At 62.2% G+C, this 16393-nt stretch carries 21 protein-coding genes; 9 read left to right on the top strand and 12 right to left on the bottom strand.

The window, feature by feature from the left end:
* Nucleotides 1–14: 14 nt before the first annotated feature.
* The 3 genes from gmd to ACR65W_RS09605 form a co-directional block, all read right to left on the bottom strand.
* Complete coding sequence (gmd, locus tag ACR65W_RS09595) at nt 15–998, bottom strand: GDP-mannose 4,6-dehydratase (protein ID WP_434499666.1); 984 nt, start codon at nt 996–998, stop codon at nt 15–17.
* Nucleotides 999–1209: 211 nt separating this feature from the next.
* The gene (locus tag ACR65W_RS09600; RefSeq protein WP_123177289.1) at nt 1210–1554 is read right to left on the bottom strand and encodes a YidB family protein; all 345 of its coding nucleotides are present in this window, start codon (nt 1552–1554) and stop codon (nt 1210–1212) included.
* Nucleotides 1555–1699: 145 nt separating this feature from the next.
* On the bottom strand, nt 1700–2638 hold the full coding sequence (locus ACR65W_RS09605; RefSeq protein ID WP_434499667.1) for a TIGR00730 family Rossman fold protein: 939 nt from the start codon (nt 2636–2638) through the stop codon (nt 1700–1702).
* A gap of 104 nt (nt 2639–2742) precedes the next feature.
* On the opposite strand from ACR65W_RS09605, the gene ACR65W_RS09610 reads away from it, so the two are divergent.
* The 5 genes from ACR65W_RS09610 (at nt 2743) to minE (ending at nt 6204) form a co-directional block, all read left to right on the top strand.
* Nucleotides 2743–3489 carry a YebC/PmpR family DNA-binding transcriptional regulator gene (locus ACR65W_RS09610; RefSeq protein ID WP_434499668.1) on the top strand — a complete coding sequence of 249 codons (747 nt, stop codon included), beginning with the start codon at nt 2743–2745 and terminating at the stop codon, nt 3487–3489.
* A gap of 43 nt (nt 3490–3532) precedes the next feature.
* Nucleotides 3533–4153, top strand: a complete 621-nt coding sequence (locus ACR65W_RS09615; protein ID WP_434499669.1) for a TetR/AcrR family transcriptional regulator — start codon at nt 3533–3535, stop codon at nt 4151–4153.
* A 104-nt stretch (nt 4154–4257) separates the two neighbouring features.
* Complete coding sequence (gene minC, locus ACR65W_RS09620; protein WP_434499670.1) at nt 4258–5058, top strand: septum site-determining protein MinC; 801 nt, start codon at nt 4258–4260, stop codon at nt 5056–5058.
* 13 nt (nt 5059–5071) lie between these two features.
* Nucleotides 5072–5887: a septum site-determining protein MinD gene (minD, locus tag ACR65W_RS09625; RefSeq protein ID WP_014891484.1), complete on the top strand. Its 816-nt coding sequence runs from the start codon at nt 5072–5074 to the stop codon at nt 5885–5887.
* Complete coding sequence (gene minE, locus ACR65W_RS09630; protein ID WP_434499671.1) at nt 5884–6204, top strand: cell division topological specificity factor MinE; 321 nt, start codon at nt 5884–5886, stop codon at nt 6202–6204. The genes minD and minE overlap by 4 nt, the downstream gene beginning before the upstream one ends.
* A 116-nt stretch (nt 6205–6320) precedes the next feature.
* Here the strand turns inward: minE and ACR65W_RS09635 are convergent, their stop codons facing one another.
* Complete coding sequence (locus ACR65W_RS09635; RefSeq protein ID WP_434499672.1) at nt 6321–7466, bottom strand: Fic family protein; 1146 nt, start codon at nt 7464–7466, stop codon at nt 6321–6323.
* 351 nt (nt 7467–7817) lie between these two features.
* Between ACR65W_RS09635 and ACR65W_RS09640 the strand changes: the two genes are divergently transcribed.
* Nucleotides 7818–8231: a DUF2852 domain-containing protein gene (locus ACR65W_RS09640; RefSeq protein WP_434499673.1), complete on the top strand. Its 414-nt coding sequence runs from the start codon at nt 7818–7820 to the stop codon at nt 8229–8231.
* A 123-nt stretch (nt 8232–8354) separates the two neighbouring features.
* Here ACR65W_RS09640 and ACR65W_RS09645 read toward each other — a convergent pair whose 3' ends face one another.
* Complete coding sequence (locus tag ACR65W_RS09645; protein WP_434499674.1) at nt 8355–8840, bottom strand: SH3 domain-containing protein; 486 nt, start codon at nt 8838–8840, stop codon at nt 8355–8357.
* Between the two features lie 1369 nt (nt 8841–10209).
* Here ACR65W_RS09645 and ACR65W_RS09650 point away from each other — a divergent pair.
* Complete coding sequence (locus tag ACR65W_RS09650; RefSeq protein WP_434499675.1) at nt 10210–11163, top strand: extensin-like domain-containing protein; 954 nt, start codon at nt 10210–10212, stop codon at nt 11161–11163.
* On the opposite strand, the gene ACR65W_RS09655 is transcribed toward ACR65W_RS09650, so the two are convergent.
* Genes ACR65W_RS09655 through ACR65W_RS09670 form a run of 4 tightly spaced genes read right to left on the bottom strand, consistent with a single transcriptional unit; the run spans nt 11158 to nt 12476 of the window.
* Complete coding sequence (locus tag ACR65W_RS09655) at nt 11158–11370, bottom strand: type II toxin-antitoxin system HicA family toxin (RefSeq protein WP_434499676.1); 213 nt, start codon at nt 11368–11370, stop codon at nt 11158–11160. The genes ACR65W_RS09650 and ACR65W_RS09655 overlap by 6 nt on opposite strands.
* Complete coding sequence (locus tag ACR65W_RS09660; protein WP_434499677.1) at nt 11367–11573, bottom strand: type II toxin-antitoxin system HicB family antitoxin; 207 nt, start codon at nt 11571–11573, stop codon at nt 11367–11369. The genes ACR65W_RS09655 and ACR65W_RS09660 overlap by 4 nt, the downstream gene beginning before the upstream one ends.
* A gap of 9 nt (nt 11574–11582) precedes the next feature.
* Nucleotides 11583–11993, bottom strand: coding sequence for a DUF6460 domain-containing protein (locus ACR65W_RS09665; RefSeq protein WP_434499678.1), 411 nt, complete (start codon nt 11991–11993; stop codon nt 11583–11585).
* A gap of 36 nt (nt 11994–12029) precedes the next feature.
* The gene (locus tag ACR65W_RS09670) at nt 12030–12476 is read right to left on the bottom strand and encodes a hypothetical protein (protein ID WP_434499679.1); all 447 of its coding nucleotides are present in this window, start codon (nt 12474–12476) and stop codon (nt 12030–12032) included.
* 173 nt (nt 12477–12649) lie between these two features.
* On the opposite strand from ACR65W_RS09670, the gene ACR65W_RS09675 reads away from it, so the two are divergent.
* A complete protein-coding gene (locus ACR65W_RS09675; RefSeq protein ID WP_123177288.1) occupies nt 12650–13075 on the top strand; it encodes an Hsp20 family protein in 426 nt (141 codons plus the stop codon).
* An 87-nt stretch (nt 13076–13162) separates the two neighbouring features.
* Here the strand turns inward: ACR65W_RS09675 and ACR65W_RS09680 are convergent, their stop codons facing one another.
* Complete coding sequence (locus ACR65W_RS09680; protein WP_434499680.1) at nt 13163–13285, bottom strand: hypothetical protein; 123 nt, start codon at nt 13283–13285, stop codon at nt 13163–13165.
* A gap of 38 nt (nt 13286–13323) precedes the next feature.
* Between ACR65W_RS09680 and ACR65W_RS09685 the strand changes: the two genes are divergently transcribed.
* Nucleotides 13324–14634: a hemolysin family protein gene (locus ACR65W_RS09685; protein ID WP_434499681.1), complete on the top strand. Its 1311-nt coding sequence runs from the start codon at nt 13324–13326 to the stop codon at nt 14632–14634.
* Nucleotides 14635–14703: 69 nt separating this feature from the next.
* On the opposite strand, the gene ACR65W_RS09690 is transcribed toward ACR65W_RS09685, so the two are convergent.
* Together ACR65W_RS09690 and odhB are read right to left on the bottom strand one after the other, a co-directional pair.
* A complete protein-coding gene (locus ACR65W_RS09690; protein WP_175093935.1) occupies nt 14704–14973 on the bottom strand; it encodes a DUF1150 family protein in 270 nt (89 codons plus the stop codon).
* Between the two features lie 103 nt (nt 14974–15076).
* A complete protein-coding gene (gene odhB / locus ACR65W_RS09695; protein ID WP_434499682.1) occupies nt 15077–16366 on the bottom strand; it encodes a 2-oxoglutarate dehydrogenase complex dihydrolipoyllysine-residue succinyltransferase in 1290 nt (429 codons plus the stop codon).
* Nucleotides 16367–16393 lie beyond the last annotated feature (27 nt).

A 16393-nucleotide genomic window follows, 5' to 3' on the forward strand; every position in this document is an offset into this window, starting at 1 on the left:
CGCGGGCGCCCTTTTCAGGCCGACTCGCGCCGCAGCCGCTCGAGATCGGCGTCGACCATCTCGCAGATCATTTCGCGAAGATCAATCTCAGGCGTCCAGCCAAGAACCTTGCGCGCCTTGCTGGCGTCGCCAAGCAAAACGTCCACCTCGGCCGGACGGTAGAACGCCGGGTCGATGATGACGAATTTCTCCATGTCGAGTCCGGCGTGCTCGAAAGCGATGTGGCACATATCGCGCACCGTGGTGGTGACGCCGGTCGCGACGACGTAATCGTCCGGCTTCTCCTGCTGCAGCATCAACCACATGGCGCGCACGTAATCCTTGGCGTGCCCCCAGTCGCGCTTGGCGTCGATATTGCCGAGCCGCAACTCCGTTGCGAGGCCGAGTTTGATCGCGGCGACGCCGGTCGTGACCTTGCGGGTGACGAATTCGACGCCGCGCAGCGGGCTTTCGTGATTGAAGAGAATGCCCGAGGAGGCGTGAAGGCCGAAGCTCTCGCGATAGTTCACCGTGATCCAATGGCCGTAGAGCTTCGCCACGGCATAGGGGCTGCGCGGGTAGAAGGGCGTTTTCTCGCTCTGCATCGGCTCCTGGATGAGCCCGTACATTTCTGAGGACGACGCCTGGTAGAAGCGCGCTTTGGGCGCGCCGAGCCGCATCGCCTCAAGCACGTTGGTCACGCCGACGCCGGTGACGTTCGCAGTGAGGAGGGGCTGGCGCCAGGAAGACGCGACATAGGATTGCGCCGCGAGATTATAGATTTCGTCCGGCTGAATGGCCTGGACGGTGCGCAGCAGGCTCGAGAGATCGGCGAGATCGGCGTCGTGCAAATTCAGCTTGCCGCTGATGCCGAGCCAACGCAGGCGATGGTCCTCGACGCCTCGGTGCGATGAGCGCCGCACCACGCCATGCACCTCATAGCCCTTGTCGAGTAGAAACTGGGAGAGATAGGCGCCGTCCTGTCCTGTAACGCCGGTCACCAGCGCGCGCTTGGTCATTAATGATCCTATTCAAATTGGCCGGCGGCCGTGGCGAAGGCGAAGCCCCCGCAGCCGCGCGGCCTCAGGGCGTTTCTCGCCCTGGCGCGGCGCAAAAGGGCGCGCGCGACGCAATTACAGAATCAGGGCGCCTGAAGCAAGAGCGTGGGGGGAACGGGCCGGACGGCGGCAGGCGTCGCCGTCCGCAGCGTCGAGAACGGCGTTGGTCCGCTTACGCCGGCTTGTCGGGCGGCGGCAGTTTGCCTTCCGGCGTCGCCTTGTCGATGGCCTCGGGCAAATACTGGGCGAGAAGCGCTTTCGCCTTGTCGATGTCGACGCCGGCGTTCTTGGCGATTTCCATCAGCTTGTCGGCGTTGACCACCTTGCTGATGTCCATCTCGCTGATCTTTTCATTGGGACCGAGGCCGACCCAGGAGTGGATCTGCTTCCCCAGTCCGGAGTTCTCGAAATTCTTGACGACGCCGTCGAGGCCGCCCTGCTTCTCCACATAATCCTTAATAAGATTCAGGGCTTCGGCGCCGATCACGCCGCCCGCGATGGCTTTAAGCCAACTCATGGTCATTCTCCCATTTTAAAAAAGCGCGCGCCTTGCGCCGCGTTAGCTGAGATAAGGCAGGGCATAGGCTTTACAATGGCAGGGGATCGGGCAGGGGATATCGGGCAGGCGATCGGCAGGCGATCGCCGGCACAGGCTAAGGCCTTCATTCAAATAGGAGATCCTCCTTGCGTTCGCCCCAGCGTCGGATTTCTTCCCAAATGTCAGGGGCGGTTTCGGCATAGCGGAAAAGTTGGCGGTCTTGCGCGTCGATCACGCCCTCGTCGACCAGGAAATCGACGTCAAAGGCGCGTCGCCAATAGCTTTCACCAACCAGAATAATCGGGATCGGCTTGACCTTGCCGGTCTGCACAAGCGTGAGCGTCTCGAACAATTCGTCGAAAGTGCCATAGCCGCCCGGAAAGGCCACCAGCGCCCGCGCGCGCAGCATAAAATGCAGCTTGCGCAGTGCGAAATAGCGGAAGCGCAGGCAAAGCGATGGCGTGACATAGCTGTTGGGCAACTGCTCGTGCGGCAGGGTGATGTTGAGCCCCACCGTCTCGGCCCCGGCTTCGAAGGCGCCGCGATTCGCCGCCTCCATAATGCCCGGTCCGCCGCCGGTGACGATCGCGAGGCGCGGCTGGTCGCCGCTCTCGCGGGCGGCGCCGACGAGCCCGCCGAACTCGCGGGCGATCTGATAATAGCGCGAATTTTCTCGGGCGCGTTGCGCGACCGCGAGCCGTCTGGCGAGGGTCGCGTCCTCGGGATTTGCCGTCGCGAGCGCCTGCGCTTCGGCGAGGCGGCTTTCTGCTAAGGCGGGCTCGACGATGCGAGTCGAGCCGAAGACGACGATCGTATCGGTGACGCCATGGCGTCGCAGCAGCAGTTCGGCCTTGAGATATTCCAGCTCCAGTCGGGGACCGCGGGCTTGGGCCGAAGTCAGGAAATGAATGTCCTCGTCGGCTTTGCGATAGGACGGACTGGCGAGAATCGCCTGCAGCCGCTTGGCGGCGGCGAGGTCAGGGATGTGCGGCGCGGGGAGGGCGGACGGAGCCCGCCCATCGGGCTCAGGCCGAGAATTTCGCTCTTCATCGCTTGCGCTCAATCATGCTCTCCTTGGCGCTTTTCTTTATTTCCGTATACGTCCGGCGTATATGACCCGCCGGACGCCGAAAGGCGAAGATTGATCGAGGAGCAGGGCGAGAGCGCATGGCCGGGCACAGTCAATTCAAGAATATCATGCACAAGAAGGGCAAGCAGGACGCGATCCGCTCCAAGCTGTTTTCAAAGCTTGCCCGAGAAATTACCGTCGCCGCAAAGATGGGCCTGCCCGACCCGAATATGAACGCGCGGCTGCGGGCCGCGGTTCTCGCCGCCCGGGCGGAGAACATGCCGAAGGACAATATCGAGCGCGCGATCAAGAAAGCCTCCGGCGCCGACGCCGAAAATTACGATGAAGTGCGCTACGAGGGTTACGCGCCCGGCGGCGTCGCGGTGATCATCGAGGCCCTGACCGACAATCGCAACCGCACGGCCGGCGAGGTGCGCTCCTATTTCACCAAGGCCGGCGGCGCGCTCGCCGAGACCGGCGCCGTATCCTTCATGTTCGATCGCGTCGGCCTCGTCGAATTCGACAAGAAGGCGGCGACGGAAGATGGGATGATGGAGGCGGCGATCGACGCCGGCGCCGACGACGTCTCGACGACCGACGAGACGCATGAGGTGATCACGTCCGTCGAATCGCTGCGCGACGTCGCCAAGGCTCTCGAGGAGAAATTCGGCGAGCCGCGCAAGGCGGCGCTCATCTGGCGCCCGCAGAACACGATCAAGGTCGACGATGATTCCGGCGAGAAAATTCTCAAGCTCGTCGGTTTGCTCGAGGACAATGACGACGTGCAGAACGTCTACGCCAATTTCGAGGTTTCCGACGCGCTCGTCGCCAAACTCTCGGGATAACCCGGCGACGGGGCGATGACGCCGATCCGCGCCGGGGTGAGAGATGCACAATAAGCGAGGCTATCACCACGGGTCGCTCAAACAGGCGCTGATCGACGCCGCTCTTGAGATTCTCGCCGAAGGCGGACCATCGGCGCTGACGCTCACCGAGGCGGCGCGCCGCGCCGGCGTTTCGCCCGCCGCCCCTTACCGTCACTTCAGCGGACGCGACGCGCTGATGAGCGAGCTGGCGCGCCGCGGTTTCGAGACTTTTGGCGCACGAATTGAAACGGCGTGGCACGAAGGCCGGCCCGACGCCAAGAGCGCGATGCGGGCGATGTGCGCCGCCTATCTCAAATTCGCGCGGGACGAACCGGGGCTTTACGCAGCCATGTTCGCGCAGGCGCAGACGCTCGCCGATCCGGGAGCGGGCGGCGCCGCTGACCATGCGCTCGAAATCCTTTGGCGCGCCGTGGTCGCCTGGCTGCAACAGGCGGGCGCGCCGGCGCAGGGCGCGCGCTACGCGGCGCTGCAAATATGGTCGCTCGCGCATGGCGTGGCGATGCTGACCATCTCGGGCCATTTCGACCCTGTCAAAAGCGCGGATCCGGCGCTGGTGCTCGAGAGCGCCGCGCAAGGCGTCATGGAAAGCGCTGCGGCGCGCGCCAAAGCCGCGCCAGCTTAATCTCTTGATAAAGCGCGACGAGCGTCAAATTACGCGCGCGCTTTAATCCTTCATTAACGTTAACGCCCTCAAATGACGCAAATCCCAATTGCGTGAGGGCTCCCGTGACGCAAGCGTCATCCCGACATATCCGCTTCAGAGGCAGGTCCTTTCCCGTTCTGACGCTGGAGCCTGAGCAGCCGATCGAAGGCTGGTTCGAGCAGCTGGACGCGTTGCTTGAGCAGTCGCCCGCCTTCTTCAGCCGGAAATCGATCGTCATCGACCTCGCCAAATTGACGCTCGAGCGGCCGCAGCTCACCGAGCTTCTCGAAAATCTCGCCCGGCGCGGCATACGCGTCATGGGACTGTCGGGCGTCGACCCGTCATGGGCCGGCGACGATCTGCCGCCGATTCTGGCCGGCGGTCGCGCCACCCCGCAACCGCCGCCGGACGCCGGCGCAACGCGCGCCAAAGACGCAAATCCTGGAACGCTGACCCCAAGCGAAGAAGCAGCCTTCGAGGATATCGCCAACGCGCTCGGCGCCGGCGGCGCACAGGCCGTCGATGTCAAGGCGTCCGAGCCGCCGGCTCCATCGGCTACGCCGCTGATCCTGCTGGAGCCGGTGCGCTCCGGGCAGTCGATTTATCACCCGGATGGCGACGTGACCGTGATCGGCTCTGTCGCGTCAGGCGCGGAAATCATGGCGGGCGGCTCCGTGCATATCTACGGAACGCTGCGCGGCCGCGCGATGGCCGGCGCCTATGGCGAAAAGCGCGCGCGAATTTTCTGCCGCAAGCTCGAAGCCGAGCTGCTCTCGGTTTGCGGCGTTTATCTGACCGCCGACGAGATCTCGGCGAGTGTTCAGAGCCAATCCATCCAGGCCTGGCTCGAAAACGAGACGGTCAAGATCGCGCGGCTCGATTAAGAGAGGACGAAAAATGGCCAAGACTTTGGTGGTGACCTCCGGCAAAGGGGGCGTCGGAAAGACAACGTCAACCGCGGCTCTCGGGGCCGCGCTGGCCCAACAGGGTCACAAGGTCGCGGTCGTCGACTTCGATGTCGGCCTGCGCAACCTCGATCTCGTCATGGGCGCCGAGCGGCGCGTGGTGTTTGATCTCATCAACGTCGCCCAGGGCGACGCCAAGCTGCATCAGGCGCTCATCCGCGACAAGCGCTTGAACAATCTCTATCTGCTGCCCGCGTCGCAGACGCGCGACAAGGACGCCTTGACCGAAGAAGGCGTGCAGCGCGTCATCGGCGAATTGCGCGAAAAATTCGACTGGATCGTCTGCGACAGTCCCGCCGGCATCGAACGCGGCGCGACGCTCGCGATGCGCTTCGCCGACGTCGCGGTGGTCGTCGCCAATCCGGAAGTCTCCTCGGTGCGCGATTCCGATCGCATCATCGGGTTGCTCGACGCCAAGACCGAACGCGCCGAAAAGGGCGAACGCGTCGAGAAGCATCTGCTGCTGACGCGATATGACGCGCAGCGCGCGGGCCGCGGCGAGATGCTCAGCGTCGACGACGTGCTCGAAATTCTCTCGATACCGCTGCTTGGAATCGTGCCGGAGAGCGAAGACGTTCTGCGCGCGTCGAACGTCGGGGCGCCCATCATTCTTCACAACGCCATGAGCCCCGCGGCGCGCGCCTATTCGGAAGCGGCGAAGAGGCTGTGCGGCGAAAAACTGCCGGTGAACATTCCCGCTGACAAGAGGGGACTTTTCGTTCGGCTCTTTGGACGGAGGGCGGCATGAATATTTTCGGATTGTTCGGGCGTCGCGGCGCCACCGCGCCGGTTGCGCGCGAGCGCCTGCAGATTCTTCTCGCGCATGAACGCAAATCGGCGCGCGATTCGGATCTCATCGCCGTGCTGCACAAGGAAGTCCTCATCGCGATCTCCAAGCACATCAACGTCGATCCTGAAAAGGTCATGGTGAAGATGCATCGCAAGCAAGACATGTCGCTGCTCGAAATCGACATCGAAATCGAGCCGGGGGCGACGCGCGAAACGACCGCGCCATTCGCAGATGACGCCGTGCTTGAAGATGATCTGAGCGGCCAGGCGGCCTGACCCAGCCCGCGAGGCCAAAGCACTGGGAATCGCTCCGCCGCTGGCGTTCAGCGCGAAGCAGGCAAATGTAGGGGTCGGCGCTCGGACCGAGGAAGGTCATTTGAGCGCCGGCCGCCCTATAAATTTGCGAACAGGTTAATGTATGGAGAATAGCTAAAAACTCTATTCCTAGCCTGCCCTGTAATCTCAAATAATATCTGGTTCCTGCAAAATCTTTCCACTAGAGAATTCGCATTCGGAAAGCTAATTTGTAAAATTTCCTTCACAACATTGACGGTAACCGTCGGTCTCAAATACAAATATTCTAGCAATTTATTGGCGTTCGCCGCGGAACCTCCAAATTCATTCATAACGGTCAGTCTATGATTTTCCCTCAAATTGACGATCTCACGCGCAGTATCTGTGGCTTGTTTTCCCACGTTAGCTACGCCTCTGAGGAAGAATTTTAGCCAACCCTCCCAATCGCCGGAATCTCGTGTTTTTTGCAGCTTCTCGTAATACTCGCTTCGATTTTGCTTGAAATAGTGAGACAGATAGAGAACAGGCTTTTGCAGTATATTTTGCTGGCAGAGGAAGAATGTAATCAATAGTCGTCCAATACGTCCGTTGCCGTCCAGAAATGGATGAATAGTTTCAAATTGAGCGTGAGCTAATCCAATCTTGACCAAAGGAGGGAGATGGTCGCTGGCGTGGAGAAATAGTTCGAGTTCTCCGAGCGCCGCTTCCGCTTGTTGGTGTGGCGGGGGAATGAAGGTCGCCGTCAAAAGCGAGCTCCCGGGGGGACCAATCCAATTTTGGCAACGACGAAGTTCGCCTGGTTGAAGATTTCTTCCTCGAACACCTTTCAGTAGTTGCTGATGGAGTTCTTTAATCAATCGTATTGATAAAGGGATCTCCTTTAGTCTAGCCAATCCGTAATTCATTGCATTTACATAATTCAAAACCTCATCCACATCACTGGGAGCTTCTGCATCAAAAACCTTTGCTTCAGCCTTTAGAAGGTCATTGATAGACGCCTGAGTGCCCTCAATCTGACTGGATAACACCGCCTCCTTTCGCACATACATGAATACGAACAGGTCTGGATTTGGAAGAGTTTGAATTGATCCATCGAGGCGCCCCAATGCTCGATCGGCTTCAGATAGCAGCCGCTGCATTTCAGGATCGATATCAACAGCTGGATCAGGGGGCAGGGAAGACGGTATGAACGCCTTGTATCCACTCGGCTGTAACGCGTAATGGCCTGATCGAGCTACATACAAGTGGACGGCCTCCTCTGTTATCAGCGGACGTTAATATGATTCGTTTTTCCTGTCTATATTTAACATATCCATTAATATGGATGGCTTCGGGTTTCCATATATGCGTTCAACGAACTTACGGGCACTGATTCGGTCCATAGTGTCGCGCCTCCTTAATAAGCCGTAAGTTCAATCGTAGCCGCGGCGCGGCGCTTTCCCTTGCACCAATGTTAATGCATATTACATTGGTGTCGGCCCCGCTTTGGCGGCGGGCGCGCCGTTGACAAACTGGAGCCCATCATGAGCTGCCATCGTTATTCTCGCATGTCGTCATCCGGGGAGGGCGGATCGCCCTCCTGGCATTGCGGACGAATGTCCTGGAGGCCCTACGAGATCGCGGCGGTGATCCTCGGTTTTTTGATCTTCTGGCCGCTCGGCCTGGCCATGCTGGTCTGGAAGCTTTGGCAGCGCAGCCAGGGCTTTGAGGGCGATTTCTTCGCCTTCGCCCAGGAGCAGGGGACGCGGGTGAAGGACGCCGTGAGCGGCGTCGCTCGAGAAGGTTCGGCCGCTTGGGGCGGCCCCTCCTTCATGCGCTCGACCGGCAATGTCGCCTTCGACGAATGGCGCGAAGGCGAACTCGCGCGTCTCGAGGAAGAGCGCCGCAAGCTCGCCGAAGCGGAGCGCGACTTCGCCGAACATATCGACCAGTTGCGCCGCGCCCGCGACCGCGAGGAGTTCGAATCCTTCATGCGCGGCCGCAAGACCGGCGAGGGCAAAGGCGCGTAATCGCTCAAGGGAGCGAGCCAAGCGCTGACCTGAACAGAAGAGGCGCAAATCGGCGATGTCCGGTTTGCGCCTTGACGTTTTTGCGCCGGCTTCGCGGCCGCTTTTTCTCGCCGCGCCCGCGCCTTAACGGGGAATGACGGACCGTTGGCGCGTCAGAAGACCCCCTCTGACGAATCCGGTCTTGCCCTGATAAGAGACGCGGCACCAGCCCCTGCCGAGTCCACTTCTACAGCGAAGGACATCGACCTTTTTGCCGCCGGGAATCACCGTGATAACGGAGGAAAACATGCTGGCGCGCCGTTTTAGACTGGCTGCGTCAGTTGTCACAACTGGCGCAACGACGACCTGCGATCCGGACGTCCCGAGCGCAGGCGCGTTCACCCACCCCGTCTTCGAACCGAAGCGGACTTGGCACCAGCTGTGACGCCAGCCCGGGTCGCAGTTCAACACCTGCACATCGGCTCCGGCCGGGATCTGACCGATTTTACGCCACGACGTTCCTGGTCCGGAGCGTAGCACGGCCGGACTTTGGGCGGTGGCCGCCTGGGCAATGTCCTGGACAAGAAAAGCGACGAGGCCGACCGTCGCTGCAGCGAGCATGTTTCGCATGACTAAATCTCCCAAATTAACGACAACGGATTTCTGTCTTCTCACGTTGCGCCGACATATCAGGCGAGCGGATGGAGGGTTCTAATGAGATCCGTTTAGAGGGTCTTTCAGCAACGCCCCGACTCATTCGTTGTTCAGGAGACAAGAAAAAGACAAACCGCAGCGCTTGATGGCTTTTCAGTTGGGATAGACCTGAAGCTTTTCCAGAGGGGTTGCACAATATTTCCGAGATGGCAGGACGCAACCACGCCTACAGCCGCAGCGTGTGTCTGCAACCTGACTGATCGGCTCAAAACGGATTTGAGCGCGCCACGTCTTGGCGAAAGACGAATTTAAGTTCGGACTCTACATCGTCCGCCATTAGGGTCGCCGCCAGCAAAGGGAAGCAAAAGGAGCGCGCAATTGGTTCAAGGAGCTGAACAAGGCGCAAATCGGCAATGTCCGATTTACGCCATCAGCGCGCCTTGACGGTGACGTGTTGCGCCTTTTCCGTTATATGTAGCAAACGTCCTTCGTCCCGGACGCTTGGACTGAGCGTCGTGCCCGAGCGTTTTCTCAATACTCAATTACGCTTGTGCCGAGGCGGGTCTTTCAAACGACCTTCCTTGCCATATACGTCAACAGAAAGATCTTCAGCTTCAATGCGCCAACCCACGCGTCCGTTCATAACGGCATATAAAGGTCGGTCTCCCAAATCTCGGATTTCCAATCCCTGGAAGATCAAAGAGGCTGAAAATGCTGCTGGGAGCATATCACTTAGGGATCCGAGTCTTAGGGACCCGAGCGTCGCGGCGGCCGTCGAGGTCGAACGTGACGCCACATATTTGGCGGCTCTAGACGCGGCGGACGCGGTTTTCGGCGGCAGAGCGGCTGAAGGTTCCCAAATTCCGCCGGAGTCGAATGGCCCTCGGGGGCGCGTGCTCCCGAACCTACTGGAAAACGACGTCATTAGCGATCCGCCGGCGAGAGGCGCATCAACTCGGACGCGTCGTGTGCGTCAGCCGGCCAAAGTTGCAGAGGCTGTTCCTGCGGAACCCAAAAAGGTGAAGCCGCAGCCAGCAGTGGCGACCCCGATTCTCACGGCGCCGCGCGCGAAAGAACCGGAACCGGAAGTCATTCTCAAGACATCGTCGCGGGCAATCAGGACGATTCGAAGGAAATGGGTGTTGAAGACTGAACTCAAGGCCGGCGAAACATGGAAGCGGCGCTTGAGCAGATTTGCGCGCTGATCACGCCTACCGCGCTCATGCGCAGCGCATCCCGTGCAGCTTGCGCGGGCGTGTGGATCGCCCGCCACAGTCCTCAAATATCTGAGCATTAACCACAATTCTCGACCCTGAATTAACGGCCTGGCGCCCATCCTCGCGGCATGGTCCGCCGCGCCCATCACTCGCTGCTTGTGCTGGCGCTCGTCGCGGCGACGCTTTCCGCGTGCTCGATCGGGCAAAAGCCGCAACGGCCGGCCTGGCGCACGCAGGCTGAAAACGCCTGTCTCGCCGAAAGGCGCGTCAATCCTTCCGACTACATCGCGCTCGCGCCCGAAGTCGACGGTCCGGGCATTTGCGGCCTCACCAGGCCGTTCAAGGTGACCGCGCTGCAGGGCGGGGCCGTTTCCTTCAACGCGACCGCCACCCTCGACTGCTCGATGGTCGCCGAGCTCGACGCCTGGCTCGCCGACACCGTCCAGCCCGCCGCTCAGGCGCGCTTCGGACAGCAGGTGGTTCAGATCAATTCGATGGGCTCTTACGCCTGCCGCGGCATGAACAATCAGCGCGGCGCGCAGCTTTCTGAACATTCCTTCGGCAATGCGCTGGACATCGGCGGCTTCGTGCTCGCCGACGGCCGCGAGATCACGCTCGTGCGCGACTGGCGCCGCGGCGACGAACAGACGCGCGCCTTCCTGATGGACGTGCATCGCGGCTCATGCGGGCATTTCTCGACGGTGCTGTCGCCAGGCTCCAACGCCTTCCACTACAACCATATTCACGTCGATCTGGCGCTGCACGGCCGCTCGGGACGCAGCATCTGCAAGCCCGAGCCGCAAGAGACGCTGCCGCCGCCCGACCCGTCGCCGCTGATCGCTCAGGGGCGGCGCGCGCCGCCTGCGCCGGACGACGAAACCGACAATGACACGACGGGCCAGCCGCCGCTCGCCGCCTTCGAGGGGCCTGGAGTTGGCGCGCGGGACGGGTTTGGAGCCGTCGCTGGACCGGAGGCCTATGCGCCGCCTCCACCGCCGCTGCCGCCGCGCCGCGACGGCATCGGCCAGCTCATCGACGACCCGGATCAGACATCGAGCATCGGCCACCGGCGACGACTATAAATCTTCCCGCGTCAGTCCTGTTCGTTTGGCTATCCTCGCCAACATTCGCGGCCCGATCTCCTCGCCGTCGTGAAACGCAAATATGAAATCTGGAAACCCACTTTTGGCATACGTCCGGTGAGAGCCGGCGGATCGCTTTTCCGTCCAACCGTTTCTTGCCAGCGCTGCACGAAGACGCTTCGCCTTTACGCTCGGCCACGGCGTCATGCGGCCGCGAAAGTGATATGAATCGGCTCAGTCGGGCGTTCGCCATGTTCAATGCGGTCGGCGATAACGCGTAGGGCCAGCGCCTCCACCTGAGCGATGGCTTCATCCCGGGTCGTCGCGTATTTCAACGCGCCAGGAATTTCCAGGATTTCGGCGATCCAGCGGCCGTCCACCTCCTGCTCGGTCTCCACAGTCAGCTTCATCGCCCTTCCTCACCGCTTGCTCGCGCCCACATTGATGAGCCGCAGGACGAGCCACGCCGGCACGACGAAAATGGCGCCGGCGAGGACATAGCTGACAAGCTCCCGCACCGCGCCGAAGCCCAGCTGATAGATGCGGTCGAAGAAAGCCTGGACGCCGCGAAAAATGTCGATCGGCCGCAGTTCCAGCCACATCAGCAGGGCGCCCACGACCAGCGAAATGACGAGCAATCGCGCGAAAGTGTTGAGCGGCGAGCCGCCGAGGAAATTTTCAAGCGTGTTGTTCGACGCCATCTCGTTGGTTTCCTGTGATATTTTGTCGGAACTCGGCAGGAGCAGCACGTCGCGCTGGGCCTCCGTCGGCTCAGGCCGGCCCGGCTTGTCGAGATGCGGCCAATTGGCGAAAGGTCCCTGATCAGCCATTGGGGCGCTCCTGCGGATGCATCTTCCCTCTGGCCCTCACAGAGCGCCTCCGGGCGACGTCTCTTCGCGGAAGAGGCGCATTATGCGGCGCAGAAAGCGCTCGGTAAAGGAGAGCGCGCGCTCGAATTCCTCCTCGCTCGGCGCCATGTTCGGCCTTGCCGTGGGCGGGACGGGCGCGGCCTCGGCGCGCGCTTTGAGCGCGGCGTTCTCCTTGCGCAGACGCTCGATCTCCGCCTCGAACGCGGCGCGCTCCTCGGCGCCGAGCCGACACGCCGTGACGCCGTCCTTCACCGAACAATAGGACAGGGCGCCGGTCTCTTTATTCAGCCGGACGTAGCCGCCCTCGGCGGGGGTCAGCGTGAAGCGTTCGCTCTCGGGCGCGATGATCGGCGGCGGCGTTTCGGCGACCGCCGCCGCTCCGAATGACGCGGCGAGGGCGATGGCGAGGACAATCGCGAGGAAGAGATGCTGTGCTTTGCCCATGGTCGCCGCTCTTAAGGGGAAGCTTGCTCGCACATGGGCGTTTGTCGTTCCCGCGTCAATGGCGGCCGCGCGCATCGGCCGCGCTTGAATGGCGCGGCCGGCTCGATCATATAGCTGTAGCCGGAGCGCTTCACGGGCTCTGGCCGAAGAGGCGCCAACAGGGCTTCAACGACATGTCGCGTCCGCCGCTCAATTCGCCGTTTCTGCTCGGCTTCGATGAGATCGAACGGGCGCTCGACCGCGTCGCCCGCACCGCCTCCGATGGCTACCCGCCCTATAATATCGAGCGCATTCCGCGCGTCGAGAGCGCGCCGGAGCGGCTTCGGATCACCCTGGCCGTCGCGGGCTTCACCCGCGACCAGCTCGACGTCTCGCTCGAAGAAAATCAGCTCGTCATTCGCGGGCGCCAAACCGAAGAGCGAGAGCGCCATTTCCTGCATCGCGGCATCGCCGCGCGGCAGTTTCAGCGCGCCTTTCTCCTGGCCGAAGGGATGCAGGTGCTCGGCGCCGATCTCGTCAACGGTCTGCTCTCCATCGATCTGGCGCGGCCCGAGCCGGCGCGGGTCGTCAAGAAGATCGAAATCGCGGCCCGCGACTGATCGATAAGGAATCGCTCAAAATCAATGGTGGAGCAGGTTCTCATCGAAAAAGTCTGACTTTTTCGGAAGCCGTTCCAAGCGCCGCGCTCAGGTCGGCTGAACGACGATCCGCGGCAAATCGGCGTTTTCGGACCGATCGAGGCCGTCCTCTTCGGCGGGATCGACGTCCAGGAGACAAATGTCGTCGCCGTCAACGCTTGCCGGCGCCATTTGCTTGAGAGCCTGCGCAGAAAGCCCTATCAGGAGTCATGTTCGAGCTTGCCGTCGCGCTTGTGTTGATAGTTATCAACGGGATTTTCTCGTTGTCCGAACTCGCCATCGTTTCGTCGCGCAAAGTGCGGCTGAAGACTTTGGCCGCCGAAGGTCGCCGCGGCGCCGCGGCCGCCCTGGCGCTGGCGGAAGATCCGGGACGCTTCCTCTCCACCGTGCAGATCGGGATCACGCTCGTCGGAATCCTCGCGGGGGCCTTTTCTGGCGCAGCGCTCGGTCAGCGGCTCTCGCAAGAGCTGCGCGCGCTTGGTCTATCGGACAGTGCGGCGGACTGGATCGGCTATGGCGGCGTCATCGGCTTCATCACCTATCTTTCCGTCGTGATCGGCGAATTGCTGCCCAAGAACATCGCGCTACGCCATGCGGAAGCCATCGCCTGCCGGATGGCGGCGCCGATGACGTTGCTTTCCACTCTGGGCACGCCGGTGGTTTGGCTGCTCGATGAGTCGACGAAGCTCATCTTGCTGTTCGTCGGCCAGGCGAATGAGCTTCAGTCCTCTGTCACCGACGAGGAAATCAAGACCTTCGTCGCCGAGGCGCATTCCGCGGGGGCCATCGAGGCCGACGAACAGCAGATGATCGCTGGCGTGCTGCGGCTGGGCGACCGCGCCGCGCGCGCGTTGATGACCCCGCGCACGGAGGTGGACTGGCTCAATCTCGGCGAGCCCGAGAACCTTCTGCGCGAAAAGCTCATCGAGACGTCCCATGCGCGCCTGCCCGTCAGCCGGGGCGATATGGACGACATGATCGGCGTCCTGCTGATTCGAGACCTGCTCGGGCCCGCGCTGCGCGGCGAGCCGCTCGACCTCGAATCCCATGTTCGCTCGGCGCCGGTCGTGCCCGATTCGATCGACGCGCTCGACGCGCTGAATGTTTTGCGCGAAGCCGAGACGCCGATGGCGCTCGTGCACGACGAATATGGCCATTTCGAAGGCGTGGTGACGCCGGCGGACATTCTCGACGCCATCGCCGGCGCGTTCAGATCCGACGAGGGGCATGAGGAGCCCGAGGCGCTTCAGCGCGAAGACGGCAGCTGGCTGCTCGCCGGCTGGATGCCGGTCGACGAAATGGCCGAGCTCCTGCACGTTGCGCTCCCCGAGAACAGGAGCTTTGAAACGGTGGCCGGCCTTGTGCTCGACGGGCTCATTCGGTTTCCGACTCTCGGCGAAACGGTGGAGAAGCTCGGATGGCGCTTCGAGGTCATCGACCTCGACGGACGCCGACTCGACAAGGTGCTCGCGTCCAAGCTCACCGCCGAGAGCCACAACGGCGCACAGCAGAGAAGCTAACGGATGAGTTGCGCTTAGTTTTGGGCCGGGTGGCAGGCGCGCCGGCGGCGCGCCTCTGTCGTTGGAGGGTTAGTGCAGGCTCACCATCTGGAGATGGTTTTCACGGGCGTTGCCGATGCAGCCTTCTTCCGAATCCGCGAGCACGATCGGCGCGCCATCGGCGCCGAAAAGCGCAAAGATCGTCAGCCCTGGCGCAATCTGTGGCGCCTGCGGGTAAAGCCGGTTGACGTCTTCCGAGCGCATTGACCGCACATAAGCGATGAGGCCATCGCCAAGCTGCGCGAACTGCTCGGGCGTCAGCGGAGACTCTCTGGTTTCGGTGGCGGTTTTCATTTCCATCTCTACCTCCATGGCGGTCCTTTCGCCCCGCCGACGGCGCCCATAGGCGGCGCGCCGTCTGAAATTAGATGTGTAGCCTTTGGAGATTTTGAAGGGGTCGCGGCTACACGCCGAGCGCCAGCCGCGCAGGATCTTCGAGCAACTCTTTGACGCGCACCAGGAAAGTCACGGCCTCCTTCCCGTCGACGACACGGTGATCGTAAGAAAGCGCCAGATACATCATCGGCCGCGCTTCGATCTTGCCGTCGACGACGACAGGGCGCTCCTGAATCTTGTGCATGCCGAGAATGCCCGATTGCGGCGCATTCAGGATCGGCGTGGACATCAGCGAACCATAGACGCCGCCGTTGGAAATCGTGAAGGTGCCGCCCTGCAGATCGGCGATGTCGAGCGCGCCCTCGCGCGCTTTGCGGCCGAGTTCGGCGATGGTTTTTTCGATCTCGGCGAGCGACAGACGGTCGGCGTCGCGCACCACCGGCACGACGAGTCCCTTCTCCGTGCCGACGGCGACGCCGATGTGGCAGAAGCGCTTGTAGATAATGTCCGTCCCGTCGATCTCCGCATTGACGGCGGGGATCTCTTCCAGCGCCTGGCAACAGGCCGTCACGAAGAAGCCCATGAAGCCAAGCTTCACGCCGTGCCGCTTCTCGAACGCCTCCTTGTAGCGCTTGCGCAATTCGATGAGCGCCGACATGTCGACTTCGTTGAACGTCGTCAGCATGGCGGCGGTGTTTTGCGCTTCTTTCAGCCGGCGCGCGATCGTCTGACGCAAGCGCGTCATCTTCACCCGCTCTTCGCGGCGGGCGTCTTCCTGCGGAATAGGAACGCGGGGCGCCGGCGCCTCGACTCGCGCTTCCTGGGCGGGAAGCTCTTGCGCACGGGCCTCTGGCGCGGGCTGCGGGGCAGCCGCCTGACGCGCGGCGAATTGAACGACGTCGGATTTCAGCGCCTGACCGCGCTTGCCGCTGCCGGGAACCTGAGCGACGTCGATCCCCTGCTCGACGGCGATCTTGGCGGCGGCGGGCGCCGGCGGCATCGTCGTCGCGGCCGGCGCAGCCGGAGCCGAAGCGGATTTGGGCGCAAGCGCTGCGGGGGCCGGCGCCGGTTTAGGCGCGGCGCTCTTGCCGGCGGTCTCGCCGCTCTTCGCGGGCGCGACGGCGCCCTCGGCGATCTGTCCGAGCAGCGCGCCAGGACCGACAGTTTCGCCCTCCTTGGCGACGATCTCGGCGAGCACGCCGGCGGCGGGGGCGTTGACTTCGAGCGTGACTTTGTCGGTTTCAAGCTCGGCGAGCGCCTCATCCGCGCGCACCGCGTCGCCCGCCTTCTTGAACCAGCGGCCGATCGTCGCTTCAGTCACCGATTCGCCCAAGGTCGGCACGCGTATTTCAGCCATCGGCTCTCTCTTCGCTCGCGTCGCGTC

Source organism: Methylocystis sp. (assembly GCF_051062815.1).
Classification (GTDB): domain Bacteria; phylum Pseudomonadota; class Alphaproteobacteria; order Rhizobiales; family Beijerinckiaceae; genus Methylocystis.

What these genes read in the sequence shown, in the direction of transcription:
- gmd (WP_434499666.1), bottom strand. Translation starts at nt 998, where the DNA reads ATGACCAAGCGCGCGCTGGTGACCGGCGTTACAGGACAGGACGGCGCC.
- ACR65W_RS09600 (WP_123177289.1), bottom strand. Translation starts at nt 1,554, where the DNA reads ATGAGTTGGCTTAAAGCCATCGCGGGCGGCGTGATCGGCGCCGAAGCC.
- ACR65W_RS09610 (WP_434499668.1), top strand. Translation starts at nt 2,743, where the DNA reads ATGGCCGGGCACAGTCAATTCAAGAATATCATGCACAAGAAGGGCAAG.
- ACR65W_RS09615 (WP_434499669.1), top strand. Translation starts at nt 3,533, where the DNA reads ATGCACAATAAGCGAGGCTATCACCACGGGTCGCTCAAACAGGCGCTG.
- minD (WP_014891484.1), top strand. Translation starts at nt 5,072, where the DNA reads ATGGCCAAGACTTTGGTGGTGACCTCCGGCAAAGGGGGCGTCGGAAAG.
- minE (WP_434499671.1), top strand. Translation starts at nt 5,884, where the DNA reads ATGAATATTTTCGGATTGTTCGGGCGTCGCGGCGCCACCGCGCCGGTT.
- ACR65W_RS09640 (WP_434499673.1), top strand. Translation starts at nt 7,818, where the DNA reads ATGTCCTGGAGGCCCTACGAGATCGCGGCGGTGATCCTCGGTTTTTTG.
- ACR65W_RS09645 (WP_434499674.1), bottom strand. Translation starts at nt 8,840, where the DNA reads ATGCGAAACATGCTCGCTGCAGCGACGGTCGGCCTCGTCGCTTTTCTT.
- ACR65W_RS09650 (WP_434499675.1), top strand. Translation starts at nt 10,210, where the DNA reads ATGGTCCGCCGCGCCCATCACTCGCTGCTTGTGCTGGCGCTCGTCGCG.
- ACR65W_RS09655 (WP_434499676.1), bottom strand. Translation starts at nt 11,370, where the DNA reads ATGACGCCGTGGCCGAGCGTAAAGGCGAAGCGTCTTCGTGCAGCGCTG.
- ACR65W_RS09660 (WP_434499677.1), bottom strand. Translation starts at nt 11,573, where the DNA reads ATGAAGCTGACTGTGGAGACCGAGCAGGAGGTGGACGGCCGCTGGATC.
- ACR65W_RS09665 (WP_434499678.1), bottom strand. Translation starts at nt 11,993, where the DNA reads ATGGCTGATCAGGGACCTTTCGCCAATTGGCCGCATCTCGACAAGCCG.
- ACR65W_RS09670 (WP_434499679.1), bottom strand. Translation starts at nt 12,476, where the DNA reads ATGGGCAAAGCACAGCATCTCTTCCTCGCGATTGTCCTCGCCATCGCC.
- ACR65W_RS09675 (WP_123177288.1), top strand. Translation starts at nt 12,650, where the DNA reads ATGTCGCGTCCGCCGCTCAATTCGCCGTTTCTGCTCGGCTTCGATGAG.
- ACR65W_RS09680 (WP_434499680.1), bottom strand. Translation starts at nt 13,285, where the DNA reads ATGGCGCCGGCAAGCGTTGACGGCGACGACATTTGTCTCCTGGACGTC.
- ACR65W_RS09685 (WP_434499681.1), top strand. Translation starts at nt 13,324, where the DNA reads ATGTTCGAGCTTGCCGTCGCGCTTGTGTTGATAGTTATCAACGGGATT.
- ACR65W_RS09690 (WP_175093935.1), bottom strand. Translation starts at nt 14,973, where the DNA reads ATGGAAATGAAAACCGCCACCGAAACCAGAGAGTCTCCGCTGACGCCC.
- odhB (WP_434499682.1), bottom strand. Translation starts at nt 16,366, where the DNA reads ATGGCTGAAATACGCGTGCCGACCTTGGGCGAATCGGTGACTGAAGCG.